22 protein-coding genes are annotated in these 23,408 nt (G+C 67.8%); 10 read left to right on the forward strand and 12 right to left on the reverse strand.

The annotated features are described in order from the left end of the window. Positions 1 to 16: 16 nt before the first annotated feature. The gene (locus ACYVI5_RS06960) at positions 17 to 2,416 is read right to left on the reverse strand and encodes a polysaccharide lyase family 4 protein (RefSeq protein ID WP_460579568.1); all 2,400 of its coding nucleotides are present in this window, start codon (positions 2,414 to 2,416) and stop codon (positions 17 to 19) included. 115 nt (positions 2,417 to 2,531) lie between these two features. Between ACYVI5_RS06960 and ACYVI5_RS06965 the strand changes: the two genes are divergently transcribed. From ACYVI5_RS06965 to ACYVI5_RS06985, 5 genes are all read left to right on the forward strand, one after another. Beyond that, on the forward strand, positions 2,532 to 3,308 hold the full coding sequence (locus ACYVI5_RS06965) for a methyltransferase domain-containing protein (protein WP_460579569.1): 777 nt from the start codon (positions 2,532 to 2,534) through the stop codon (positions 3,306 to 3,308). A gap of 274 nt (positions 3,309 to 3,582) precedes the next feature. Beyond that, positions 3,583 to 4,581: an ABC transporter ATP-binding protein gene (locus ACYVI5_RS06970; RefSeq protein ID WP_460579570.1), complete on the forward strand. Its 999-nt coding sequence runs from the start codon at positions 3,583 to 3,585 to the stop codon at positions 4,579 to 4,581. After that, entirely contained in the window at positions 4,578 to 5,321 is a 744-nt protein-coding gene (locus ACYVI5_RS06975) for an ABC transporter permease (RefSeq protein ID WP_460579571.1), read from the forward strand. The genes ACYVI5_RS06970 and ACYVI5_RS06975 overlap by 4 nt, the downstream gene beginning before the upstream one ends. A gap of 23 nt (positions 5,322 to 5,344) precedes the next feature. Next, entirely contained in the window at positions 5,345 to 6,520 is a 1,176-nt protein-coding gene (locus ACYVI5_RS06980; RefSeq protein ID WP_460579572.1) for a sensor histidine kinase, read from the forward strand. Further along, the gene (locus ACYVI5_RS06985; protein WP_460579573.1) at positions 6,517 to 7,131 is read left to right on the forward strand and encodes a response regulator transcription factor; all 615 of its coding nucleotides are present in this window, start codon (positions 6,517 to 6,519) and stop codon (positions 7,129 to 7,131) included. The genes ACYVI5_RS06980 and ACYVI5_RS06985 overlap by 4 nt, the downstream gene beginning before the upstream one ends. A gap of 186 nt (positions 7,132 to 7,317) precedes the next feature. Here the strand turns inward: ACYVI5_RS06985 and ACYVI5_RS06990 are convergent, their stop codons facing one another. Beyond that, complete coding sequence (locus ACYVI5_RS06990) at positions 7,318 to 7,521, reverse strand: DUF3073 domain-containing protein (RefSeq protein ID WP_460537004.1); 204 nt, start codon at positions 7,519 to 7,521, stop codon at positions 7,318 to 7,320. A gap of 145 nt (positions 7,522 to 7,666) precedes the next feature. Between ACYVI5_RS06990 and ACYVI5_RS06995 the strand changes: the two genes are divergently transcribed. Beyond that, positions 7,667 to 8,740, forward strand: a complete 1,074-nt coding sequence (locus tag ACYVI5_RS06995) for an NAD(P)-binding domain-containing protein (RefSeq protein ID WP_460579574.1) — start codon at positions 7,667 to 7,669, stop codon at positions 8,738 to 8,740. On the opposite strand, the gene ACYVI5_RS07000 is transcribed toward ACYVI5_RS06995, so the two are convergent. From ACYVI5_RS07000 to ACYVI5_RS07015, 4 genes are read right to left on the reverse strand one after another with little or no spacing between them, the layout of a single operon-like run. Next, on the reverse strand, positions 8,724 to 10,778 hold the full coding sequence (locus tag ACYVI5_RS07000) for a glycogen debranching N-terminal domain-containing protein (protein ID WP_460579575.1): 2,055 nt from the start codon (positions 10,776 to 10,778) through the stop codon (positions 8,724 to 8,726). The two genes, ACYVI5_RS06995 and ACYVI5_RS07000, sit on opposite strands and share 17 nt — an antisense overlap. Positions 10,779 to 10,810: 32 nt before the next feature. Then, entirely contained in the window at positions 10,811 to 11,731 is a 921-nt protein-coding gene (locus tag ACYVI5_RS07005; RefSeq protein ID WP_460579576.1) for a carbohydrate ABC transporter permease, read from the reverse strand. Beyond that, positions 11,728 to 12,876, reverse strand: a complete 1,149-nt coding sequence (locus ACYVI5_RS07010; RefSeq protein WP_460579577.1) for a carbohydrate ABC transporter permease — start codon at positions 12,874 to 12,876, stop codon at positions 11,728 to 11,730. The genes ACYVI5_RS07005 and ACYVI5_RS07010 overlap by 4 nt, the downstream gene beginning before the upstream one ends. A gap of 27 nt (positions 12,877 to 12,903) precedes the next feature. After that, positions 12,904 to 14,151 (reverse strand): type 2 periplasmic-binding domain-containing protein, encoded by a 1,248-nt coding sequence (locus ACYVI5_RS07015; RefSeq protein ID WP_460579578.1) that lies wholly within the window; start codon positions 14,149 to 14,151, stop codon positions 12,904 to 12,906. 329 nt (positions 14,152 to 14,480) lie between these two features. Here ACYVI5_RS07015 and ACYVI5_RS07020 point away from each other — a divergent pair, with 329 nt between their 5' ends. Beyond that, a complete protein-coding gene (locus ACYVI5_RS07020) occupies positions 14,481 to 15,557 on the forward strand; it encodes a LacI family DNA-binding transcriptional regulator (RefSeq protein ID WP_460579579.1) in 1,077 nt (358 codons plus the stop codon). Positions 15,558 to 15,704: 147 nt separating this feature from the next. On the opposite strand, the gene ACYVI5_RS07025 is transcribed toward ACYVI5_RS07020, so the two are convergent. The 4 genes from ACYVI5_RS07025 to ACYVI5_RS07040 all read right to left on the reverse strand — a co-directional run bounded on the left by ACYVI5_RS07025 (position 15,705) and on the right by ACYVI5_RS07040 (position 20,333). Further along, positions 15,705 to 16,940: a DNA polymerase domain-containing protein gene (locus tag ACYVI5_RS07025; protein ID WP_460579580.1), complete on the reverse strand. Its 1,236-nt coding sequence runs from the start codon at positions 16,938 to 16,940 to the stop codon at positions 15,705 to 15,707. Positions 16,941 to 16,949: 9 nt separating this feature from the next. Next, complete coding sequence (locus tag ACYVI5_RS07030; protein WP_460579581.1) at positions 16,950 to 17,375, reverse strand: hypothetical protein; 426 nt, start codon at positions 17,373 to 17,375, stop codon at positions 16,950 to 16,952. Positions 17,376 to 17,508: 133 nt separating this feature from the next. Beyond that, the gene (locus ACYVI5_RS07035; RefSeq protein WP_460579734.1) at positions 17,509 to 18,093 is read right to left on the reverse strand and encodes a GNAT family N-acetyltransferase; all 585 of its coding nucleotides are present in this window, start codon (positions 18,091 to 18,093) and stop codon (positions 17,509 to 17,511) included. A 50-nt stretch (positions 18,094 to 18,143) separates the two neighbouring features. Then, on the reverse strand, positions 18,144 to 20,333 hold the full coding sequence (locus ACYVI5_RS07040; protein WP_460579582.1) for an APC family permease: 2,190 nt from the start codon (positions 20,331 to 20,333) through the stop codon (positions 18,144 to 18,146). Between the two features lie 149 nt (positions 20,334 to 20,482). On the opposite strand from ACYVI5_RS07040, the gene ACYVI5_RS07045 reads away from it, so the two are divergent. Beyond that, complete coding sequence (locus ACYVI5_RS07045; RefSeq protein WP_460579583.1) at positions 20,483 to 20,734, forward strand: hypothetical protein; 252 nt, start codon at positions 20,483 to 20,485, stop codon at positions 20,732 to 20,734. Positions 20,735 to 20,822: 88 nt separating this feature from the next. Here ACYVI5_RS07045 and ACYVI5_RS07050 read toward each other — a convergent pair whose 3' ends face one another. Together ACYVI5_RS07050 and ACYVI5_RS07055 are read right to left on the reverse strand one after the other, a co-directional pair. After that, on the reverse strand, positions 20,823 to 21,452 hold the full coding sequence (locus ACYVI5_RS07050; protein WP_460579584.1) for a PadR family transcriptional regulator: 630 nt from the start codon (positions 21,450 to 21,452) through the stop codon (positions 20,823 to 20,825). Then, on the reverse strand, positions 21,449 to 22,303 hold the full coding sequence (locus ACYVI5_RS07055; protein WP_460537021.1) for a DUF4097 family beta strand repeat-containing protein: 855 nt from the start codon (positions 22,301 to 22,303) through the stop codon (positions 21,449 to 21,451). The genes ACYVI5_RS07050 and ACYVI5_RS07055 overlap by 4 nt, the downstream gene beginning before the upstream one ends. 324 nt (positions 22,304 to 22,627) lie before the next feature. Here ACYVI5_RS07055 and ACYVI5_RS07060 point away from each other — a divergent pair, with 324 nt between their 5' ends. After that, the gene (locus ACYVI5_RS07060) at positions 22,628 to 22,960 is read left to right on the forward strand and encodes a VOC family protein (RefSeq protein ID WP_460579585.1); all 333 of its coding nucleotides are present in this window, start codon (positions 22,628 to 22,630) and stop codon (positions 22,958 to 22,960) included. After that, a complete protein-coding gene (locus tag ACYVI5_RS07065) occupies positions 22,951 to 23,400 on the forward strand; it encodes an ArsR/SmtB family transcription factor (protein WP_460579586.1) in 450 nt (149 codons plus the stop codon). The genes ACYVI5_RS07060 and ACYVI5_RS07065 overlap by 10 nt, the downstream gene beginning before the upstream one ends. Positions 23,401 to 23,408: the final 8 nt, after the last annotated feature.

A 23,408-nucleotide genomic window follows, 5' to 3' on the forward strand; every position in this document is an offset into this window, starting at 1 on the left:
ACTTCCGTCAGGTGACTCAGGCACCTGGGCCGTTCTTGCCGGTCACGATGGTGCTCGCGCGACCGCCGTTAGCGCTTACGCCGATCTCGACACCCGCTCCGATCCCGCCGAGTACGCCGCTGGCGTCCACGGCGATCTCTGCCGTGGCGGAACCGCCGGGAGGAATGCTCGCGGCAACCGGAACCGGGAACTTGTTCGGATCGCGCCCCGTGACAGTGGGCAGGCCCTGCACCTGCACCCTGCCGTCGGCACGCCACTGAACGGAGTCGAACCGCACGTCGCGAGCTGCACCGGCGCCGGTGTTGTTCACCGTGACCTTCCACGTTCCCTTGCTGTTGCCCGCCTTGCTGATCAGCTCGGCTGTGGCCGTCAGTTCCGCGTTCTCCGGCGCACGACTCTCGTCGACCTCGAGCAGGATGGTGTCCCAGCCCAAGCCGTTACCGGCCGCAGTCCCGCTTCCCCGCGTGAACGTGATCGTGTTCGTGCCCACCACCAGTGCGCTGGCCGGGAACGTCAGCACGGCCGTGCGTGGAAAGCCGCTGCGGTCGGCCTGGCGCGCGATCGTCGAGTCGTTGTTGTTCGGCAGCGATCCGGTGATCGCCGAGGAGTCGCCGTTCACGGCGACAGTCGGCCGAGCGCCCTGCTGCATCGCCGTCGCGACCGTGAGGTATGCCGTGCCGGTGAGCTCCCGATCGAGCGGGAACGACATCGTCCACGTGCCGCCCTGTGTCTGGGCGTAGTACCAATCGGTGGGTTCCCAGCTCTCGCCGACGATGAACGCCAACGTGCCGGGCACCTCGGTCGGCTTCTCGTACGCGCGCGGCTCGGAGTGCACCGGAGACTTCGTCGCCAGGGCGAACTCCTGCGTGCTGCGGTCCGAGCGGCCGATCTGCCACAGGAACGTCGACCTGTTGGTCGGCGTCCAGGTGATCGTGCCCAGGTCGGTCGTCTTACCGGCGACCGTGATGCCGGTCTGCTGATACTGGTCCACCACCGAACCCTTGGATGCGAACGCGTACAGGGTGTACGTGCCGGACGTCTTGGTTCCGGGAGCCCAGGCCGGCGGGATGCCCGGCAGTGCGAAGGTGCCATCGGCCGCCGTCTTCACCCAGTACGTCGGCTCGTGGATCGTGTAGACATCCGCGACGGTCTGCGTCGACAGGAGCACGTAGAAGCCGTCCGCCGGTCGACCGTCAGCGAGTCGGAGCGTGCCGGTGACGCGCGATCGAGCGCCGGGGTCCGGGTAGAGGTCGTCGACGATCCACGACGCGCCCGCGCGGTTCTCGGCGATCTCCGTCTGAGCCGCGGCGGCCGCATTGGCGATCACCTCGGCATCCGTGGCGCCCGTGGAGATGTGGGTGTACCACGGCCCATAGAGACGCCGATAGCCCTGGCCGAGCTGGTAGCTCGGCAGGCCGTAGTGATTCGCGCCGAAGTAGTTCAGGATGAGCGCGTCCTGGTGGATGGCGAGGTCTTGATGGTTGGGACCGACACCGTAGAACGCGCACAGGGTGTCTTCGGTGACACCGCCGAGCGGGGTGAGCCAGGCGCCGAATCCGTGACCGTAGTGGCCGAACATCGGGTTCTCGTGGTGGTAGAGGCTCCAGTTGTATTTCGTGTAGACGTAACCGGCCGGAAGGTTGCCCGAGTTGTCCTCTGGCGACGGCAGGTTCGGGTTGTTGATGCCGTCCACGCGCCAGGTATCGTCTTGCACCTTCTCCTGAGTGGCGAGGTAGGCATACGTCGGCTGCTTGCCGCTGCCGCGTTCCCAGTTGTAGGCGTTGTCGAGAATCGCGCGATCCCAACGAGCGTTCATGCGCACCTCGTTGATCGAGGTGCCCACCGCGGCCGTGAGGATGTCGTACCCGTACAGGCCGCGCTTGCCGCGACGCATGATCAGGTGGTGCTCGTGCTGCAAGGGCGTACTCGTCGTGTCGAGGAAGGCGACCTCGACGAGGTCGCGAGAGACGCGAAGCACGCGCACCTCGGTGCAGACCAGCCGGGTCTTGCCGCCGCTCGCGTCGATGTAGAACGAATGCTGGCGATCCGGGTCACGGGGGTCGACGCCGTTGAGATTGTGCGCGAGCTCGGTGCCGTCCACGACGACGGACGTGGCCGTGATCGAGGTGTCCGTCCACCCTGTGACAACGCCGCCGGCCGCGTCGTCGCGGCCGAACGTGAACGTCACCAGGCCGTTGTCGAGAACGAGCGACGGCACTTGGTCGGGGAACGCGTAGCTCCCCACAGCGGCGGGGCGACCGCCGATCGTCACACTGACATCGCCCGGCGTGCTCGGCGTTTCGGCGGAGGGCGCCGCAACAGCCGCGCCCGCATTGGCGACAACCGCGCCTGCAGTCACCGCACCGAAGAGCCCCAGCGCCGAACGGCGGGACAACCCCTGCTTCCCCAACTCCATGAACTGCTCCCTTGCCGTTCCGTGGTGTAAATGAATCGTTTCACACGCAAGACGCGAGCATACACCCGCGCGTGCCTCTTATGGGGGTCTCTGGGGCCTGGCAGACTCCTGTCTCGTGGATGCGACATTCGACGCCCTCGTCGCGGAGGGCGCGGCGGTGCCCACCGAGGGATGGAACTTCTCGTGGTTCGACGGCCGGGCCACCGAGGAGCGGCCGAGCTGGGGCTACGCGAGGCAGGCATCCGTTCGCGCCAGCGCCGCGCCGAGTACGCTCGACGTGCAGACCGGCGGAGGCGAGGTCTTTGCCGAGATCCTCCGCGGAGCCGACCCGACGCCGGCACGTGTAGCGGCGACCGAGGGATGGCCGCCCAACGTTCCGCTCGCGCGGAACGCGCTGGCTCGCTTCGGCGGCACGGTGAACCAGTCGGACGAGGATGCTCCGCTGCCGTTCGGCGACGCGAGCTTCGCGCTCGTGCTGAGCAGGCATCCGGTGCCCGGCCGGGAGAACCTCGCCGAGGTGCGCCGGGTGCTCGAGCCAGGCGGCACGTACTTCTCGCAGCAGATCGGCGAGCGGTCGAACGTCGAGCTGTATGAGTTCCTCCTCGGACCGCAACCGGTGGACCCGGTGCCCCGCATCGAGAAGCTTCGTGCGCAGACGGTCGACGCGGGACTCGAGGTCGTCGAGTTGCGCGAGGCGCGCACCCGTATCGAGTTCTACGACGTCGCCGCCGTCGTGCACTTCCTTCGCAAGGTGATCTGGACGGTGCCCGGCTTCACGGTGGAGAAGTACCGGGACCGGCTGCGCGACATCCACGAGATCATCCGGCGCGACGGCGCGTTCGTGTGCCACAGCAGCCGCATCCTGCTGGAGGCGCGCCGCCCTTCCCGGTGAGACTGGCCCCTCCCGGTGAGACGCCCCCGGTGAGACGTCGCCCTCCCGGTGAGACGCCCCCGGTGAGACGTCGCCCCTCCCGGTGAGACTAGGTCTATGCGCTGACGCTAGGTGCTGTGCGGCCAGCGTCAGCGCATACACCTAGTCTCGGTTGTTGGGACGGGTGGCACCCGGCCGGAGGACCGCCGCGGAGCGTCGCGGCGTGACAAATGTCACGGGCGCGACGTGATGCACGGCCGAGGCACGGGCATCCATCGGCAGCTTCGATGGAAGCGTGAACACGACACCAGCCACAGAGACTCCGGCCATCCGGCTGCAGGGCCTGCGCAAGACCTTCGGCGCCATCACCGCCGTCGACGGCCTCGACCTCACGATCCGCTCGGGCGAGGTCGTCGCGCTGCTCGGCCCGAACGGCGCCGGAAAGTCGACGACCATCGACCTCGCACTCGGACTCGCAACACCGACGGCGGGCACCGCGGAGTTGTTCGGCGATTCCCCTCGCGCTGCCATCGAGACCGGGCGCGTCGGCGCCATGCTGCAGGGCGGCGCGCTGCTGCCCGACCTCACGGTTCGCCAGGCCGTCGCGCTGATCGCGGCCGCGCACAGGCATCCGCTCTCGGTCGCCGAGGCCCTCGAGCGCGCCAAGTGCACCAAGATCGCCAGGCAGAAGGTGAGCAAGCTCTCCGGCGGCCAGATGCAGCGGGCGCGGTTCGCCGTCGCCATCGTCTCCAATCCCGACCTCATGTTCCTCGACGAGCCCACCGCGGCTATGGACGTCGAGGCGCGCCGCACGTTCTGGCAGTCGATGCGCGAGTTCACGGATGCCGGCCGCACGGTCGTCTTCGCCACCCACTACCTCGACGAGGCGGATGCCTACGCCGACCGCATCGTGATGATGGCGGGCGGCCGCGTGGTCGCCGACGGCACCCCCGGCGAGGTGAAGGCGGTGGTGTCGGGCCGGCGCATCAGGGCATCCTTCGACTTCGTCTGGACGCCGACGGTGGAAGCCGAGCTGTACGAGCTGCCTGGCGTTCGCAGTGTCGAGCACCGCGGCGACGTGCTGTCGCTGGTGAGCGACGACTCGGATGCCGCCCTGCGCACCCTGCTTTCCAACCATCGCGACGTGCACGACATCGAGGTGACCGCGCACTCCATGGATGATGCGTTCCTCGCCCTGACACAGGCTGCGGAGACCTCGGGGACCTTGCCGACGCCAGAGACCGAGCACGTCGAGACCGTGCACGAATCCACTTTGATCGGAGACCGCTCATGAGCATCGCCTACCTGGGACTGGAGTCCCTGCGTCAGCTGAAGAACGTTCGGAACACGGTCTTCACGTTCGCCGTGCCGCTCGTCATGCTGCTGCTGTTCGGCGGCATCTACGGGGCGAACGGCGCCGTCGACAAGGTCACCGGCCTGCCATGGATCGTCGTCACGACGGTGCAGATGGCCGGGTACGGCGGCATGATGGCCGCGCTCGGCCAGGCGTTCACCATCGTGACCGAGCGCTCCGTGGGGTGGAATCGGCAGCTCCGCATCACCCCGCTCTCCGGCGTCGGCTACCTCGTTTCGAAGGTCGTGGCGGCGCTCTCGGTCGCACTGGTCAGTATCGTGGCGCTCATCGTCGTCTCCGTGATCGTCTTCCACTCGTCGCTGAGCTTCGGCGGCTGGACGATGGCGGCACTCGGGCTGTGGCTCGGCGTCATCCCGTTCGCGTTCATCTCGGTGCTGATCGGCCAGTTCGCGAGGCCCCAGTACGCGCAGCCGCTGTTCATGGTGATCTTCTTCGGAATGGCCATCCTCGGCGGCCTCTGGGTGCCCCTCTCGGTGCTGCCGAGCTGGATGACGAACATCGCGCAGGTCGTGCCCTCGTACTGGCTGAACCGTCTCGGCCAGATGGGTGCAGACCTCTCCGGCAACGTGCTGGAGCCCCTGCTGGTACTGCTCGGCTGGACGGTCGTGCTCGGCGCCTTCATCGTCTGGCGCTACCGCCGCGACGCGGCGCGCCAGTGACGGCCGCACCTACGCTGAAGAGTGTGAACGCGTCGATCGAGTCACGGATGCCCACCCAGGGTGCGTTGGCGCAGAGCGTCGCAAGGCTGCGCCACCCTGGTGCGAAGCGATGGTACCGCAGCTCCGTGTGGGGCCTCGTCTACCTGGTCATCCCGCTGGTCCTGATCTGGTCCGGCAAGAGCGATGTCGCGGGATCCGTGCTGCTGACGGTGCTGATCGTGCTGATCGCCGCGCTCTACCTCGTCATGCCGCCGCTGATGTGGGGACGCCCCTGGTACGCCTCGGGCATCGGCTACCTGGTGTTCATCGGGGTCACGTGCCTGGGCATCCCGTTCATCGGCGAAGACATCATCTGGTTCTGGATCTACGTTCCCGTCATGGCCGCCATGAGCTGGCAGCCGCGCTGGTTCATGATCGCGACCATCGTCGGAATCGGCGTCGCCCAGCTGGCCGTCATGGGATTCACGGGATCGTTCGGCGTGTACTGGTACGCCGCGGCCCTGACGGCATCCATCGGGATCATGATGTTCGCCTTCGGCCAGCAGCTGCAGGCGATGCAGAAGCTGCGGGATGCCCAGGGCGAGATCGCGAGACTCGCCGTCGTCGACGAGCGGGAGCGCTTCGCCCGCGACATGCACGACGTGCTCGGGCATTCCCTCACCGTGGTCACGGTGAAGAGCGAGCTGGCGCGCAAGCTGGTGGTGAGGGATCCGGAGCGTGCCCAGTCGGAACTGGCCGATATCGAGCGACTCACGCGGGCAGCGCTGGCCGACCTGCGGGCATCCGTCGCGGGATACCGGGCGATGACCCTGGCGACCGAGCTCTCGGCAGCGCACGCGGCACTCGTCGCGGCGGATTTGGCACCGCACCTGCCGGCATCCGCTGATGTGGTTTCGCCCGAGCTGCGCGAGACGTTCGCGTGGGTGCTTCGGGAGTCGATCACCAACGTGGTGCGCCATGCCAGCGCGAAGAACTGCTGGGTGGCGTTCGAGAAGAGGGCGATCATCATCGGAGACGACGGGCGCGGAATGGCGGTGACGGGGCCCGGCGGAACGTCGTCGCCGGGGCGGGACGGTCACGGTCTTGAGGGCATGCGGGAGCGAGCCGCGAAGGTGGGCGCGACGGTCACGATCGAGCCGGGCGAGGACGGCGGCACCGTCGTCGCCGTGCGAGCGCGGGGCGCGGGAGGTGCGGCGTGACGGGACCGATCCGTCTGCTGTTGGCCGACGATCAGGCGCTCGTGCGTGGAGCACTCGCAGCCCTGCTCGACCTCGAGTCCGACCTCGAGGTCGTGGCCCAGGTGGGTCGTGGCGACGAGGTGCTGGATGCCGCCCGCGACTCGGACGCGCAGGTCGCGCTGCTCGACGTGGAGATGCCCGGCCTCGATGGCCTCGCGGTGGCTGAACTGCTGCATCGGCGGCTTCCGGCGTGCCGATCGCTGATCGTGACGACGTTCGGACGCCCCGGATATCTGCGCCGCGCGATGGAGGCCGGCGCGAGCGGCTTCGTCGTGAAGGACACGCCGGCCGCGCAGCTGGCCGACGCGGTGCGGCGGGTGGCCCAGGGCCTGCGGGTCGTGGATCCGGCGCTGGCGGCCGAGTCGCTGGCATCCGGTGTCTCGCCGCTGACGCAGCGCGAGACGGAGGTGCTGCGGGTGGCGGCGCGCGGTGGAACGGTGAACGAGATCGCGCGAGCACTTCACCTCTCAGAGGGCACCGTGCGCAATCACCTCTCGGCTGCCATCGGCAAGACCGGCGCACGCAACCGGGCCGATGCCGCGGCGCAGGCATCCGCCAACGGCTGGCTCTGACGCTCCCGGCGGTCGCCGCCAGCCGTTCGTAACTCCTGCAGAATCACCCGCGGTCGGCGCGCATCCGGAAGATGGCGCCCAGCTACGTCTCGATCCCGCCGATCTGCAGGAGTTATGAACGTGCCCCGACGGCATATGCAAAACGCGCACCCCCTCGGGGATGCGCGTTTGCGTTGTGTGTACGGCTCAGCCGGCCGAGCGCTCCTGGTGCTCGTAGTCGTCGTCGCGCTCACCGCTCGGCTCGTAGTCTGCCCACGCGGCGTAGCGCTCCTCGTCGTGGGAGTGCCCGGTGAGTTCGCGCTCGAGCTGGTTGTAGTCGACGGCGGGGCTGTACGACTTGAGCTCGCGAGCGATCTTGGTGTGCTTTGCCTTCTGACGGCCGCGCCCCATGCGAGACCCCCTCACGATGACAGGCCCGGGGCGATTCACGCACTCTCGGGACTTTGGACGGGAAACGAAAACTAGCGGCAAGTTTAGCATGGGACCCCTGATCAGCCCGGCGCCACGTTCCCAGTCGTCCGTGATGATATATACCGTGTACCCAGTCCCCGCCCGCACTCAGGTGACGATCATTGGAGCTGGTCAGGCAGGCCTCGCGGTGGCGTATTACCTGCGACGGTTCCAGCTCGAGCCCGACTTGGACTTCGTCGTGCTCGATCGCGGACCGGGCACAGGTGGTGCGTGGCAGTTTCGCTGGGACGCCCTGCGTCTGGGCAGCGCACACAAGGTGAACGATCTGCCCGGCATGTCCGAACTGGGCATCAGCTTCGAGACCGCCGACCGCACATTGCCGGCCAAAGACATCGTCGCCGGCTACTACCGGCGGTACGAGGATCACTTCGGACTGAAGGTCCATCGTCCGGTCACGGTGACGTCGGTCGTCAATCGGGGAGCCGACCTCGTCGTGCAGCACAACGCGGGCGAGACCGCAACGCATGTGCTGGTCAACGCGACCGGCACGTGGGGGGCGCCCTTCGTGCCGTACTACCCCGGAGCTGGTACATTCCGCGGGCGGCATGTACACACGAACGGCTACGTCTCTGCGGAAGAGTTCCGCGGGCAGGATGTCGTCGTGGTGGGCGGTGGCACGAGCGCCGTCGGGTTCCTTCTTGAGCTCGAGGATGTCGCCGCGAGTGTGTCATGGGCATCCCGCCGCCCGATCGACTTCAGCACCGACCATGTGCGCACCATCGAGGGGGGCGTCGCCGCGGTAAGGGACGCGGATGCCGCCGCCCGCGTCGGTCGCGCCCTGCCCAGCGTGGTGAGCTCCACCGGCGTGCCGCTCACCCGCAAGGTGGCGGCCGGCATCTCGCGCGGACTGCTCAAGGAGCGCCCGATGTTCGTCTCGCTCGAGCCCGAGGGGGTGCGCTGGTCCGACGGATCCTTCACTCAGGCGCACGCGATCATCTGGGCCACCGGGTTCCGCCCGGAATTGCGCCATCTCGCTCCGCTCAAGCTGCGCGAGAAGGAAGGCGGCTACCAGGTCGAGTCGGGGCAGGTATGGACGGACGCCCGCATCTTCCTCGCCGGCTATGGCCCGTACGCTTCGACGATCGGCGCGAACCGATCAGGCCGGGTGATCGCCCGCCAGATCATGGCACTGCTCTGAGGCTCGGCGTTACCTTCACGCTTCCGTCCTCATCGGCACGCACCTCGAATGCTCGATCGCCCACATGCAGCCCGGTGACGCGGATGCGTCCGGCGCTCGGCACCGCCGAGGCGACGAGCTTCGCACCCTCCGGCCGTAACCCCAATCGTGCGGCGAGCACGGCGACGGCTGCCGCCGCCGACCACGCCTGCGGACGGCACGCAGCGGGGTACGGGGCCGGCACCGGCAAGTCGCGGGCGGAGTCTCCGGAGTGCAGCTCGGGCATCCGGAACTCGAACCGTTCGGCCGCACGCAGCAGCCCCTCCACGAGGCTCTCGGCACGGTCGCCGAGGCCGGCACGCACGAGCCCGGTGATCGCGATCGCGGTGTCGTGCGTCCACACCGAGCCGCCGTGGTAGCTGAGCGGCCAGTACCCGGCGGAGTCGGTCGACATCGTGCGCAGGCCGAACCCGGAGTCGAGCCGCGGCGACAGCAGCCGGTCAGCGACCTCCCGCTCCTGAAGTGCATCCAGGATGCCGGTGCCCAGCAGGTGCCCGATGTTGCTGGTGAGCGTGTTCACGCGGCGCTTGTTCGCGTCGAGGGCGACGGCGGGGTAGCGCCCGCCGTCCGGGTCGTCCACCCAGAACGCGTCCGCGAACCGATCCTTGATGCGTGCCGCCCAGACGCGCCACTCACGGGCGCCCGGCCGTCCGAAGTGCTCGAGCAGCTCGGCGCCGTGCATCGCAGCCTCGTACGCGTACGCCTGCACCTCGCACAGGGCGATCGGCCCCTCCGCCAGCGTGCCGTCTCGCCACTGGATCGAGTCGCCCGAGTCCTTCCAGCCCTGGTTCGCCAGACCGTGCCCGGTGGTGTCGACGTACTCGAGAAAACCGTCGCGGTCGCTGTCGCCGTAGTCGCGCATCCAGCCGAGCGCCGCCTCGAGGTTCGGCAGCAGCGAGCGGATGTGCGCCTCGCCCGCGCCCCATTTCCAGGCGTCGTACAGCAGGCAGACCCACAGCGGCGTGGCGTCGATGGTGCCGTAGTAGAGAGGCGGCAGGGTGACGCCCTCCCCCGGCAGGTCCAGCTCGGCGGCCCGCAGTTCGTGCATGATCTTGCCCGGCTGCTCCGCCGTCTGCGGGTCGACGCGCCTGCCCTGCGCGGCGGCTAGCACCCGGAGGGTGGACAGCGCAGGAGCGGTCGCGACGGGCAGGAGGAAGCGCGCCGCCCACAGCGAGTCCCTGCCGAACAGCGTGAAGAACCAGGGGGCCCCGGCAGCCAGGAACTCTTCGCCCGGCGCGAGCTTCGACGTCATCCGGAGCGCGTCGAGGTCCGACATGGCCGTCGTGACCCATCGGGCGAGGCGTGAGTCGCCGCTGGAGACCGAGAGCTCACGCCAGGCCGGTGTGTCGGGTGCTCCGGCGACGACGGCCGAGGCATCCGTCAATGCGATGCGCCACTCCAGCGTCACGGATCCGTGCGGTGGGAGCTCCACGTTCCACTCGACGACCGCGCCGGCCTCTGTGGCCCGCGGCGCTGCATCCGTCGCCCGAAGGGTGGCCGTCGTGGGGCCGCTCGTCCAGAGGACACCGCCACGGGTCTGCTCTGACGTCCACTCGTAAGACCGGCGGATGCCCGCCTTCACGTCCTGCATCGGTGCGAAGTCCGGCCGTAGGTCGACCGCGATCGCGGCGCGCACAGCGACGTCGCGCGCCGAGCTGAGCAGGATCCGCTCGATGAGGGCGTCGGAGTGCACCTCGCGGGTGCGGTCGATGCGCACCCGGGGGTCGGCGCCCGGCCCGTCCAGGTGCCGCAGGACGCCGGTGAACGTCATGACGGATGCACCGTCGCGGGCAACCGAGATCCACTCCGGGCGTTCCTCGTCCGCGGTCAAGGTCACCTCGTGCAGCACCCGAACGTCACCGTGGTACAGGCCGTGGATGGCCGCCGACCGCGGATCGGCCGCGAACCCGGCGTCGCCGCTGCGGTCGGACCAGAACTGAGTCGGCGCGCGCAGCACGATCACCTGGTCGTCGAGAAAGGGCTGGTGGTCGCGGTGCATGGGTCCCCTCTGTGTGGTCGCGTGCTGCGTCGTCACTCCTTCACCGCGCCCTCGCTGGTGTTCATGATGCGGCGCTGGAAGATGAAGAACATGACGGCGACCGGAATGGTCATGATGGCCGCCGCCGCGAGCTTCAGCGGATACTGCGTGCCTGCGCTGAGCTGGCCGCTGGCGAGGGATGCGACACCCTTGGTGAGCGTCGTCAGCTGCGGGCTCTGCGTGGAGATGATGAAGTGGCTCAGCTCGTTCCACGATCCCTGGAACGACAGGATCACGATCGTGATCAGCGCAGGCGTCGCCATCGGCAGCACGACCGACCAGAACACGCGGAACGTGCCTGCACCGTCGATGCGCGCCTGCTCCTCGACGCTCACCGGAATGGACTCGAAGAAGTTCTTCATGATGAAGACGCCCGCGGCGTCCACCAGCAGCGGCAGGATCATGCCGGTGTAGGAGTCGTAGATGCCGAGCGTGTTGATCACGAGGAACTTAGGGATGAGCAGCACCACCATCGGAACGCTCATCACGGCGATGAGCGCCGCGAACACCACGCTGCGGCCGCGGAAGTGCAGCCGTGCGAGGGCGTACCCGGCGAGCGAGTCGAAGAACACGCGCCCGATCGTGACGAACACCGTGACGATCACGGAGTTCTTGAACCACAGCGGGAAGTCCGAGTTCACGAACAGCTTCTCGTACGCGGCGATCGTCCACGTCTGCGGGAGGAGGGATGCCGCGTTGCTTGCGGCATCCGGGTCCGTCTTGAACGACGTCGCGATCTGGATCAGGAACGGGTAGATGTACACGGCGGCGATGGCGATCAGCACGGCGTAGAGCACGATGCGTGCCGCGAGTGCCTTGCCGGTGAGGCGGCGCCGCTGCGGCTTCGACGGATGCCCGGCATCCGTCGTTCCTCCGCCGGCGGTGGTGAGGATGGCCGCCTTCGATGTCGTCATCGTGCCACTCCCTTCGCTCTGGCCGCCGTCTCGACGGAATACGCGCGCTGCCTGCGCCGCGACACCTTCTTGTCGCGCAGGATCCAGCGCTGCAGCAGCGTGAATGCGACGATGATCACGAACAGGATGAACGCGATGGCGGCGCCCTGGCCCCACGCCTGGTTCTGAAACGCGCTCTGATACGAGAGGTACGCAGGCGTGAGCGTGGTCTTCGCCGGGTTGCCCTGGGTGCCGGTGTAGATCTGGTCGAAGACCTGCCAGCATCCGATCAAGCCGAGCGTGAGCACGGTGAAGAGCGTCGGCCGCAATTGTGGAAGCGTCACACGCCAGAACCGCTTCCACGCGCTCGCGCCGTCCATCATGGCCGCCTCGTCGATGTCGGGGCTGAGGTTCTGCAGCGCCGCGACGAACAGCAGCATGAACGTGCCGCTCGTGGTGAAGATCGCCATCACGATGAACGCGAACATGGCCACCGACGGGCCGCCGAGCCAGTCCCAGAACGAGACGCCGAGGAACGAGTTCTGCGTGAGGAACGCCGGCCCGTTCTGCACGCCGACGGCCGACAGGCCGTCTTGGATGAGCCCGCTCGGTTCGTTGAACCAGTTAGGACCCTTGATGCCCATCCACGTCAGCACCTGGTTGACCGTTCCGGTGGTGCTGAACAGGAACAACCACAGCACGGTGATGGCGACCGAGCTCGTCACCGACGGAAAGTAGTACGCGGTGCGGAAGAAGCCGCGGCCGCGCAGCAGGGCGCGGTTCACCAGCAACGCGAGCACGAGCGAGAGCGCCGTCTGCAGCGGCACCACGAAGATGACGTACCAGACGTTGTTCTTCAGAGCCGTGCCGAAGTCGCTCTCCGCGAGCCCGCCGCCGTTCAGGATCGTCGAGTAGTTCTTCAGCCCGACGAAGTGCACGTCGGAGGAGAACGGGCTGCCGCGGCCGCCCCAGTCCGAGAAACTCACCCAGAGCGCCATGATCACGGGGATGACGAGGAACACGCCAAGGATGATCAGCACCGGTGCCGTGAACAGCCACCCGGATGCCGCCTCGCCGCGCCGGATGCCCCCTGTTCCGGCGCGACGCTGCGGTCCTCTGTCTTCTGGTTTCAGGCCCGCGGGTCGTGGTGACGTCGTTGCAGTCATCCGTGCCTACTTATGGCTCGTGCCGCGCTATTTCAGCAGCGCTTCGAGGTTCTTCTGAGTGGAGTCGAGGATCGTCTTCGGATCGCTCGTCTTCAGCTGGCCGATCTTCGAGTCGAGGTCGGCGATCACGTCGGAGGCACCCTTCACGGTGGGCACGCCCTTGGCGTACGACGCCGCGTCGAGGAACGGCACGAACTGCGGGTACAGCTTCTTCCACTCGGAGGCGGCGGACTGGATGGACGGCATGACCCCGAATGCCTTTGCGAACCCGAGCTGGTCGCTCTTGCTGGTCAGCTTCTCGACAAGGTCGAGCGCGGCCTTCTGGTTCGGGCTGTCGGCGGCGATGCCCCAGCAGTTGGTGAACTGCAGGGTTCCCTTGCCCGCCGACCCCTCCGGCAGCGGGATCACCGTGTACTTCACGTTCGGGTAGTCGGACTGCATGGCACCGGAGATCCAGTTGCCCTCGATGGTCATCGCGCCGAGGTTCTTGCCGAACGCCTCGCCGCCCCAGCCGGCTCCGACATCCGCTGCGAACTTCATCGCGCCGTCGTTCAGCATCTGCTTGGCGAAGTCGAGAGCCTTCACGTTGGCGTCACTGTTCGCCGTGGCCTTCGTGCTGGAGTCGTTCATGAGGTTGCCGCCCGCCTGCACCATGAATGCCCCGAGCCGTTCGTACTGCCCGCTCACGACCAGGCCGGTTCGGCCATCCGTGCTGAGCTTCTTCGCCACGGCGTCGAGCTGGTCCCACGTCTTCGGGTAGTCGGCGGAGGTGAGACCCGCCGCCTTCCAGTCGTCGTCGTTGATGATGAGCTGCAGGGTGGAGAAGTCCTTCGGCGCGCAGTACAGCTTGCCGTCGTAGGTGAAGTTCTTCACGAGCGACGGGTAGAAGTCGCTCTTGTTCTTCAGCTGGTCACCGTAGGCCAGCAGGGATCCGTTCGAGGCGTAGCCGGCGAGCGATCCGGTGGAGAGGTAGAACACGTCGGCGGGCTTCTTCGCGGCGAAGCCCTGGGCGAGCTGCTGGTCGAGGTTGTTGGCTGCGATCACTTTGGCTCCGGTGCCGGAGGACTTGCTCCAGGATGCGACGGCAGCCGTCACCGCCTTCGTCTCGGCGTCGCCGCTCGAGCCGATCATGACCGTGAGCGACTTGTTCGACGAAGTGAGTTTGCCGCCGCTCGTCGAACTGTCACTGCTGAATCCGGATCCGCAGGCGCTGAGGGCGAGCGCGGTGGCCACCGCGAGCGCGCCCGACGCCAGCCATCGTGTGCGTCGTTGCATTGTGAGACTCCTCGTGTGCATTCACTTCAAGAGTGCTTGGTGCTTGGTGCTTGGTGCTTGGTGCATGGTGTGGTGCGATACGACGGGGCGTTGTGGCGCCCGCGCCGTCAGCGCCGCAGCGTCACGAGGCATCCCGCGTCGCTGCGAACTTTGAACGATCAAATTCGCTATAACCGCTGGTTTGATCGTTCAAATGCGTGTACGGTCAAATTAGTTCGGGGCGGGATGCCTGTCAAGCCTCGTCTGGCGTCGCGTTGGCCGCCCACAGCCCGGACAGTCGCGAGACGGCACGCCCGTCCCGAAACTGCGGGCTTACCCACTGTCTCGGGATGGGCGTGCAGCCTCGCCAGCAGGCATCCAACGAGAGGAGGGACCCGGTGTCGAAGCTGCCGACCGTGCACGACGTGGCGCGGGCGGCCGGCGTCTCGCGGCAGACCGTCTCGAACGTGCTCAACTCCCCCGACATCGTGCGCCCCGACACGCGTGACCGGGTGCGCAGGGCCATTGACAGCCTCGGGTACCGGCCACACGCATCCGCTCGACGTCTGCGCACGCAGAAGAGCTCGACCATCGGCATCCGCCTCGATCCGATGCTCGACGGGATCTCCGGGTCCATCCTCGACCGGTTCCTGCACGCGCTCACCGAGCAGGCGGATGCGATCGGCCTACGCATCCTGCTGTTCACGGCGACCGGCCCGGAGGATGAGATCCGCCAGTTCGGCCGACTGATCGACGGATCCGACGTGGACGCCTTCGTGCTCACGTCGACGTTCCACGGAGATCCGCGCACCGAGTGGCTCATCGAGCACGAGCAGACGTTCGTCACCTTCGGGCGCCCGTGGGGCATCGACGACATGAACGATCCGCTGCACGCTTGGGTCGACGTGGATGGCCGTGCTGGCGTGCGTGCGGCCACCGAGTCCCTGCTCGATCGCGGGCTGACCCGCATCGGGTTCCTCGGCTGGCCGGCCGGATCGGGAACCGGCGACGAGCGTGCAGGCGGATGGCGCGACGCGATGACCGAGGCCGGTCGCGGCGAGCGGCTGGAGGAGTTGCACGAGACCGCCATTGACACCGTGGCGGCGGCGCGCGAGGCATCCGCTCGCCTGATCGCCCGCGTGAGCGACCTGGATGCCGTCGTCGCAGCGAGCGACAGCCTCGCGCTCGGCGTCGTGGTGCAGACCGGCGCAGCGCTCCCCGTGATCGGCTTCGACAACACGCCAGTGTCGGCCGCAATGGGATTCTCCAGCGTCGATCAGCGACTCGACGAGGTCGCCGCCGGCGTGCTGGCGCTGCTGACGGATGCCCGTGGCGCCGGTTCCGCAGATAGCCCCCGCCATCGTCTGATCACGCCCGAACTCGTCGTGCGTACCTCGCATCCGCCGGTAGTCCCCGACGCCGGCTGAGCATCCGCGAGCGCGGCGCGGGCCTCTGCGCGAGACTGGCCGCGCGCGCCGACACTTGGTGCACAGCGCCTGGACGCGGCGCGATCACCTAGTCTCGCGGCGAGCGGCAGCGAAATCACAAGGCCTCCCACGCGCCCATGGCGCTGGCTAGCGCCCCGGCCATTCCCGTCCGGCCCACGGATCATAATCCGCCAGCAGCGGCCCCTGCTCGGGCCGTTCCGCCTCGGGCACATGCTGCAGGTTGATCCGCACCCGGTACCACAGCGAACTCGACCCGCGCATGCCGTCGACGAGCTCGTCTGCCGGATGCAGGCGAGCGGCGGCATCCGCATGCTCGGCCTTCCACCGCTCGAGCGCCGCCATCGCCTCCGGCTTCGTCTTCGTGCGGGCAATCTCGATCAGCGGCATCGCCGAGACCCGTCGGCCGCCGCCGTCGCCGGACCGCGGCGGCTTCTCCGCAGGGCCGAGCCGCTCGGCGAGTGCGAGCAGAGCGTCCAGCGAGCCGACCGCCTCGTCGATGCCGGCGTGCGCGTCGCCGCGTTCGGCGAACCTGCGCAGCACGGTGGGCACGGTGAACTCGTCGGGCCGGCGGGAGCGCACCTCGTCCCAGTCCAGCGGCGTCGACACACGGGCATCCGGCAACGCGCGCACCGAGTACGCGGATGCCACGGTGCGGTCCTTCGCGTTCTGGTTGAAGTCGACGAAGACGCTCTCGCCGCGCTCCTCCTTCCACCAGTGCGCGCTCGCAAGGCCGGGCGCCCGGTTCTCGACCTCCCGCGCGAGCGATTCGGCGGCCAGGCGCACAGCTGCGAAGTCCCACTCCGGCGCGATCCGCACGAGAATGTGCAGCCCGCGTGATCCGCTCGTCTTCGGCCAGCCGACGAGCCCGTGGTCGTCGAGCACCTCCCTGGCGACGAAGGCCACGTCGATGATCTGCGACCAGTCCACACCGGGCATGGGGTCGAGGTCGACCCGCAGCTCGTCCGGATGCTCGAGATCCTCGGCGCGCACCGCGTGCGGGTTGAGGTCGAGACAGCCGAGGTTCGACACCCAGGCCAGCCCCGCGGCATCCCGCACGACCGTCTCCTCAGCGGACGTGCCGCTCGCGTAGTGCAGCGTCGCGGTGTCGATGAACGACGGATGCTCGGGAGGCACCCGCTTCTGGAAGAACGGTTCCTGAGACAGCCCCTTGACGTACCGCTTGAGCACCATGGGGCGGCCGCCCGCGCCGCGCAGCGCTCCCTCCGCGACCGCGATGTAGTACTGCGCGAGGTCGAGCTTGGTCAGCCCCGGGTCGCGGAACACGACCTTGTCGGGATGCGAGATGCGCACCTGAAGCCCATCGATCTCGAGGAACGTCTCCGACTTCGACGACGGGCTCATCTGGTCAGGCTAGCTGCCGTTCGCCCATGCGTACCACTCGTTGCCGAGTCGCGCGACCTGCGTTGCGCCGCACACACGGCGGTCGGTGGTCAGCGGCTGCTTCGGCCACCAGTCCGCCGAGATCGTGGGCTTCAGGGGCTCGTTCTCGGGTCCGACGGCACAGGACGCAGAGACTGGCACTCCGGCGGCCGACGCGAACTTCATCAGATATCCGGAGCCGGTCGCCGGGTAGTCGAGAGTGATGCCGGTGGCGTCGTCGGGGAGCCAAGCAGGAACATCCTTGCCGCCCTCGCTGACCGCCTCGCCCTTGTCGTCGAACACGAGATAGCCCTGGCGGGAGCCGGCCCAAGCGCTGCAGCCTGCGAGCGAGGTGGTGACCAGAAGAGCGAGCGAGACGGCGACGGTGGCGGTGAGTTTCCGGTGGGATTTCTGCATGCCTTCACTTTGGCGAGCGGACGGAGCCCTCCGCGTCGGCCGACGGTGTGAGCCGGTGAGACGGCGGAACGACATCCGTGTCACTTGCGGATGACGCCGGTCGCACTCGAGGACGCGAGGGCCGAAACGCCGCTCAGCCGTAGACCAGGTACTTGCCCGTCTTGCCGGGCTCGACGAGTTCGAACTTCAGCGCAAGATCCGTGCTCTCGACGAGTTCGACCTGTTGCCGGAACTCTTCGTTGGTGACATACACGGGCGTTCGGAACGCCCACTCGGTGGCGAACCACCGGCGGAGCGCGGCCAAGAGGCGTGCGTCCATGCGGGTCTGCATGCGGGCGAGACGCGCCCAGAAGTAGATGACGGCATCCACCTCCGACCAGCTATCGTCCGCGAGGGCAGTGACGGCGGAATTCGCCAGGAACCTGGCGCTCGTCGGAAAGACGTACACGCAACCCAGGCACTCGGTGCCGGTGGGGTCGAGAACGGTGAACGTGAACGCACGATGCGCAGCATGACGTTCTTCGAGGCCCGCGAGGTCTTGCCGGTTGGCTTCCACGGTGAAGCCGTCCGCCGGCCAGGATGACTGCTCCCAGAGCCGCAGGTATTCCCGCGTCTCCATGACGGCGCGGTAGTCGTTCTCTGCGTCATCGGCCGTGATGGGGCGCAGCATGAACTCCTCGGTACGCAACTCGACCGGTACAGGTTCGTCAGGGTCCATGAACGACACGGTTCCTCCTTCGCCGCACGCCGCGCGCCCGCTCGGAGCGCTCAGCGACGGCCCACGTGCGTCTGCTTGCGCTGATCGCCCGATCCGCCGCCGGGCTTCTCGCCGCTCGGGACCGACGCGCCGTCGACGGGACCCGCCCCGGACGACCGCGTCGAGGCATCCCGCCTGCCACGTCCCGCCGCCGTCGGCGCAGCGGGCGCGAGCGGGCGGCGCGGGATGGCCCGGATCGGCTCTCCGCGGCGGTCCTGCCCGGGAAGCGGCCGCGACCGGCGGCCGTAGATCAGCTCGGACGAGTCGAGCAGCCACGGTACGAGCGCGATCGTGACCCCGTGGATCATCATGAGCTGTTTCGAGATGCGGCGGGCGCGGTGGTTGTGCAGCAGCCCCTCCCACCAGTGGCCCACGATGTACTGCGGCAGGTAAACGGTGGTGACCTCGGACCCGTGCTCCTCGCGGCGATGCTTGATGTACTTCATCAGCGGAATGCCGAAGTCGCGGTACGGCGACTCGATGACGGTGAGCGGCACGTGGATGTTCATGTCGTGCCACTGCTGCTGCAGCAGCTCCGTGGACTCCTCGTCGACCGAAAGGTGGACCGCCTCGATCGATTGATGCCGTGCAGCGATGGCGTAGTCGAGCGCTTTCAGCACGGGCTTCTGCATCTTGCCGACGAGCACTATGGCGTGGTCGCCGCGGGAGCCGAACGTGGTGGTCGGGTCGACCTCGACCTCCTTCGCCACGTCGCGGTAGTACCGGTTCACGCCGAGCATGAGCAGGAACAGGATCGGCATCATGATGAACACGAGCCAGGCGCCGTGCGTGAACTTCGTGATCGTCACCACCACGAGCACGCTGAAGGTGAGGATCGCGCCGAACGCGTTGATCGACATGCTGCGGATGATCGTGGACCGATCCTTCGCCTGCCGTCGCCCTTCTCTGTCGCGCAGCAGGGTGATCCAGTGCTTGACCATTCCGGACTGGCCCAGCGTGAACGAGACGAACACACCGATGATGTAGAGCTGGATCAGGTTGGTGAGGTTGGCCTGGTAGATGACCAGTAGGAGGATCGCCGCAAGAGCCAGCGCGATCACGCCGTTCGAGAACACCAGGCGGTCGCCACGGGTGGAGAGCGCCTTGGGAGCGTAGGAATCACGCGCGAGCACGGAACCCAGCAGCGGGAATCCGTTGAACGCGGTGTTGGCGGCCAGCAGCAGCACCACCGCGGTCGCCGCCTGCACGATGAAGAACGGAACGGAGTTGTTGCCGAAGGTGGCGGATGCCAGCTGCGCGATCAAGGATCGTTGCGGCTCGGTCGCGCACTGCTTCCAGCCGATCAGGTCGCACGGGTTCTCCGCATAGTGCACGCCGCTGATCAGCGAGATCGCCATCAGGCCCGCGAACAGGAAGATGGCGATGCCGCCCATCATGAGCAGCGTGGTGCGGGCGTTGCGGATCTTCGGCGTGCGGAATGCCTGCACCCCGTTGGCGACGGCCTCGACACCGGTGAGGGCGGAACATCCGCTCGAGAAGGCGCGAAGCAGGAGCAGCACGATCGCCGCCTGTGCCAGGCCCTCAGAGCGAACCGCGTACTGCGCCGACTCGGCGATCGGTGCCACCCCGAGCGCGGTACGGATGAGCGCGGTCGCGATCATCACGCCGATCGAACCGATGAAGACATAGGTCGGGATCGAGAACGCCTTGCTCGCCTCGCGCACGCCGCGCAGGTTCATACCGGCGATGAGCACGACGAACGCCACAGCGAGTTCGACGCGGAACCCGCTCAGCCACGGCAGGGCGGAGATGATGTTGTCGACACCGCTGGCCACCGATACGGCGACGGTCATCACGTAGTCGACGAGCAGAGCGGAGGCGACGACCAGGCCGGCCTTCTCGCCCAGGTTCTTGTGCGCGACCTCGTAGTCGCCACCGCCGGAGGGGTACGCCTTCACGAGCTGCCGGTATGAGGCGACCACCGTGAGCATGAGCACGATGACCGCCACGGCGATCCACGGAGAGTAGGCGAGGAACGCGACACCGCCGACGAGGAGTACCATCATGAGCTCCTGCGGCGCGTACGCCACGGACGAGAGTGCGTCGCTCGCGAAGATCGGCAGGGCCAGATGCTTGGGGAGGAGCTGCCCCTCGAGCTTCTCGCTGGGTAGAGGTTCCCCGATCAGCCACCGTTTTGCAGAGCGACCGTCGAGCCCGGGGACCTTCCCCTCATTTGTCACGAGGGACGACACTACTACCTGCCTAATGCCTGTCAAGTCGGTGCGTCATCCCGCGAAGCCAATGCCCAGCGTTATATCGGGAAGGCCTCGGATTCCGCACGTTCGCTGCGGTGGGGTGCATGCCGGGGCACCGGACCTACGCTGATGGCATGCCACGAAACAGAGGTGGCGCAACGATCCACAGGCACGGTCTGACACAGGCGGTCGAGTGGCTGGACGGCAAGCTGGTCCCGGTGCTGGGATCCGCCCCGCTCGGCCCCTACGACGCCCAGCCGCCGCTCAGCACAGCCTGCCCGCTCTGCGGGGAGGCTCTCGCCGGTCACGTCTCGGAGAAGGAGGAAGGGCACGTGTATCTGCACTGCCCCAACGGAACCGTGACGGAAACCGGGCGGGTGGCGTGAGCATCCGCGAGTCCGACCGCGCGTGAGCGCGACGCCGACCGAGTGACACGCCCGAGGCATCAGGGCCGCGGGCGCGTCGGGGCGCGCGTCAGCGCCCGAGGTGGCCGAGCAGTTCCGTACGCACGCGCGACAGGTTGTCGCGCAGCGCGGCGATCGCCGCGGCGGGGATGCCGTCGCGCATGGATGCCTGTCGCAGATCCGCGCGCACCTGCTGGCGGAACTCGTTGAGCACGATCTCCGCCTCGCGGAGCGCGAGCCGCGACTCCGCGCGCGCGTCGGGCACGGCATCCTCCGGGCGTGCCTCACGGGCGAACTGCCTCGCGTCGGCCTTCGCCTCGCGTGCCGCGGCCGCGAGGTCGGCGCGCAGGCTCTTCATCGCCTGGTTGACGCCCGCGCGTACCTCGTCGGCCATGCGGCGCAGCGAGTCGGTCACCTCGTTCTCGATGTCGTCGAGCTCGGATGCCCGTGTGCGCAGCTCCTGGCGGCCCGCGTCGGTGATCGCGTACACCGTCTTGCGTCCGACCGAGGTCTTGGTGACCAGTCCTTCTTCTTCCAGCTTCGCCAGCCGCGGATAGATCGTGCCGGCGCTGGGACTGTACGTGCCGCCGAACCGGTCGCTGAGCGCCTGGATCAGCTCGTAACCGTGCTTCGGGGACTCGTCGAGCAGGCTGAGCAGGTACAGCCGCAGGCTGCCGTGGGAGAACACCGCGGGCGTCATGCGGCGCCGCCGGCGGCATCCGTCGTGCTCCGCGCCGAGTCGTCGGCTCGCCTGCGGACCACGGAGATGTTGCCCGAGACGGAGCTGGCCGAGACGTCCAGCCACTTGCCCTCGAGATTGCCGGACTGGCTCGTGTAGGTCTTGCCCATCGAACCCTTGATCACGGTGGTGCCGTCGAGGTGCGCGATGCCGCTCACGGTGTTGATGCGATAACGGACACCGACGTTCTCGTCGAGACGCATCGTGAGGTCGCCGGACACGGAGTTCGTCTTCACCTCGAAGGGAACGTCGAAGAGGTCGAGGTAGATGTTGCCACTCACGCTGTCGGCGGAGAACTTGGTGACGCTTCCTGACACCGTGAGGTCGCCCGAGACCGTGTGCGCGGTGACCTCGCCACGGTGGCCGCGGGCGGTGAGCTCGCCGCTGACGGTGTTGAGGTCGAGGTCGCCGACGATGCCGTCTGCGGTGATCTCGCCGCTGACCGTGTTGAGCTTCGGGTCGGTGACGAGCCCGCTGACGAGCGCGACGGCGGAGATCACGCCGAGCTTGAGCACCACGTCGCGCGGTACGAGCACCGTGACGTCGGCGGTCGCCTTGCCCCGCCAGGAGCGGAACACGTCGATGAAGTTGTCCCATCGCCACTGCGGGTGGTCGACCTCGAGCGTGTCGCCGTCGATCGAGATCAGCAGTTCCTTGCCGCTGACGCCGTTCACCTCGACGCGAGCGGTGGGCTCGTCGTGGCCGATGACGTCAACGCGCCCGCCGATCAGGCTCACCTTCAGTGTGCGCACGATCTCGAAGTCGATCGTCTTGCTCTCTCCCGGATTCACGATCCAGCGTTCCTGTGCCATGTCCATTTCCCTTCTCGTTACGTAGCCCGCTCGCTCGGGGCCGCCTGGGGCGTTCGAACTGCGGATGTCTATGAAGAAGCCGTGAGACATCCATGCGTATCGAGATATATCGCGACTTCCGAGGACACGATATATCGCGTTCCTGGGTATTGCAACACTGCGGAACCGCGGGCCGGGCATTGAGCCTGTCGGAGCCCGGGGGTGCTGGGTGCCGTTTCGAGAAGCCGGGACATCTCGTTGACATTTCTGTTAGCAGCCACTAACGTAAGCGACACTGAACGAAACGCACCGATTCGAGGAGGAATCACGGGACAGCCGGTGGCGATGTTCGAGATCACGGCGCGTGACAGTGAGAGGGCGACGCGGTTCTACAGCGAACTCTTCGGCTGGTCTACCCAGCCCATGGGTGACGGGTACACGATCGTCGACACGGGAGCGGGCGAGGGCGCGATCCCCGGCGGCATTGGTGAGCCGCAGCGCGGAGATGTCCCGCGGACGACCGTGTACGTGCGGGTCGACGATCTCCAGGCGTGCCTGGACAAGGCATCCGAGTTGGGCGGCAGCACGATCGTGCCTCCCACGGCGCTGCCTGGCGACGCCGGATCATTCGCTGTGTTCGCGGATCCCGAGGGCACACCGGTCGGCCTGTGGGCGTAGCCGCATCGGCCTCGCCGGCCAAGTCCGTAGCGCCCGACGACGGCCTCGAATCCGAAGCATCCGAATCCGCCGTCTTGCGCGCCGTCGCCGAGCCTCGGCGACGCGCCATCTTGCGCCTCGTCGCGTCGCAGGAGCTGAGCGCAGGAGAGATCGCGTCGACGTTCGACGTGTCGCGCCCCGCCGTGAGCCAGCACCTGACGGTGCTCAAGGAGGCCGGGCTGCTGGCCGAACGGCGCGACGGCACCCGCAGGCTGTACCGCACACGCGTCGCTGGGCTCAGCGGGCTTCGTCGGTTTCTCGACGATGTGTGGGGCAACGCCCTTGCGGATGCCGCCAGGATCGCCGAGGCTGGGGCCGACGACGGGGTCACCGCCGGCGACGGCGGCCAGCCTGAGCATTGTGCCGGACGCAACGGCACGACGGGTGAAGAGTCACGATGAGTACCGGG

It is taken from the genome of Humibacter ginsengisoli, assembly GCF_054780095.1.

What these genes read in the sequence shown, in the direction of transcription:
- ACYVI5_RS06960 (WP_460579568.1), bottom strand. Translation starts at nt 2,416, where the DNA reads ATGGAGTTGGGGAAGCAGGGGTTGTCCCGCCGTTCGGCGCTGGGGCTC.
- ACYVI5_RS06975 (WP_460579571.1), top strand. Translation starts at nt 4,578, where the DNA reads ATGAGCATCGCCTACCTGGGACTGGAGTCCCTGCGTCAGCTGAAGAAC.
- ACYVI5_RS06990 (WP_460537004.1), bottom strand. Translation starts at nt 7,521, where the DNA reads ATGGGGCGCGGCCGTCAGAAGGCAAAGCACACCAAGATCGCTCGCGAG.
- ACYVI5_RS07000 (WP_460579575.1), bottom strand. Translation starts at nt 10,778, where the DNA reads ATGCACCGCGACCACCAGCCCTTTCTCGACGACCAGGTGATCGTGCTG.
- ACYVI5_RS07005 (WP_460579576.1), bottom strand. Translation starts at nt 11,731, where the DNA reads ATGACGACATCGAAGGCGGCCATCCTCACCACCGCCGGCGGAGGAACG.
- ACYVI5_RS07010 (WP_460579577.1), bottom strand. Translation starts at nt 12,876, where the DNA reads ATGACTGCAACGACGTCACCACGACCCGCGGGCCTGAAACCAGAAGAC.
- ACYVI5_RS07015 (WP_460579578.1), bottom strand. Translation starts at nt 14,151, where the DNA reads ATGCAACGACGCACACGATGGCTGGCGTCGGGCGCGCTCGCGGTGGCC.
- ACYVI5_RS07020 (WP_460579579.1), top strand. Translation starts at nt 14,481, where the DNA reads ATGGGCGTGCAGCCTCGCCAGCAGGCATCCAACGAGAGGAGGGACCCG.
- ACYVI5_RS07025 (WP_460579580.1), bottom strand. Translation starts at nt 16,940, where the DNA reads ATGAGCCCGTCGTCGAAGTCGGAGACGTTCCTCGAGATCGATGGGCTT.
- ACYVI5_RS07030 (WP_460579581.1), bottom strand. Translation starts at nt 17,375, where the DNA reads ATGCAGAAATCCCACCGGAAACTCACCGCCACCGTCGCCGTCTCGCTC.
- ACYVI5_RS07035 (WP_460579734.1), bottom strand. Translation starts at nt 18,093, where the DNA reads ATGGACCCTGACGAACCTGTACCGGTCGAGTTGCGTACCGAGGAGTTC.
- ACYVI5_RS07045 (WP_460579583.1), top strand. Translation starts at nt 20,483, where the DNA reads ATGCCACGAAACAGAGGTGGCGCAACGATCCACAGGCACGGTCTGACA.
- ACYVI5_RS07050 (WP_460579584.1), bottom strand. Translation starts at nt 21,452, where the DNA reads ATGACGCCCGCGGTGTTCTCCCACGGCAGCCTGCGGCTGTACCTGCTC.
- ACYVI5_RS07055 (WP_460537021.1), bottom strand. Translation starts at nt 22,303, where the DNA reads ATGGCACAGGAACGCTGGATCGTGAATCCGGGAGAGAGCAAGACGATC.
- ACYVI5_RS07060 (WP_460579585.1), top strand. Translation starts at nt 22,628, where the DNA reads ATGTTCGAGATCACGGCGCGTGACAGTGAGAGGGCGACGCGGTTCTAC.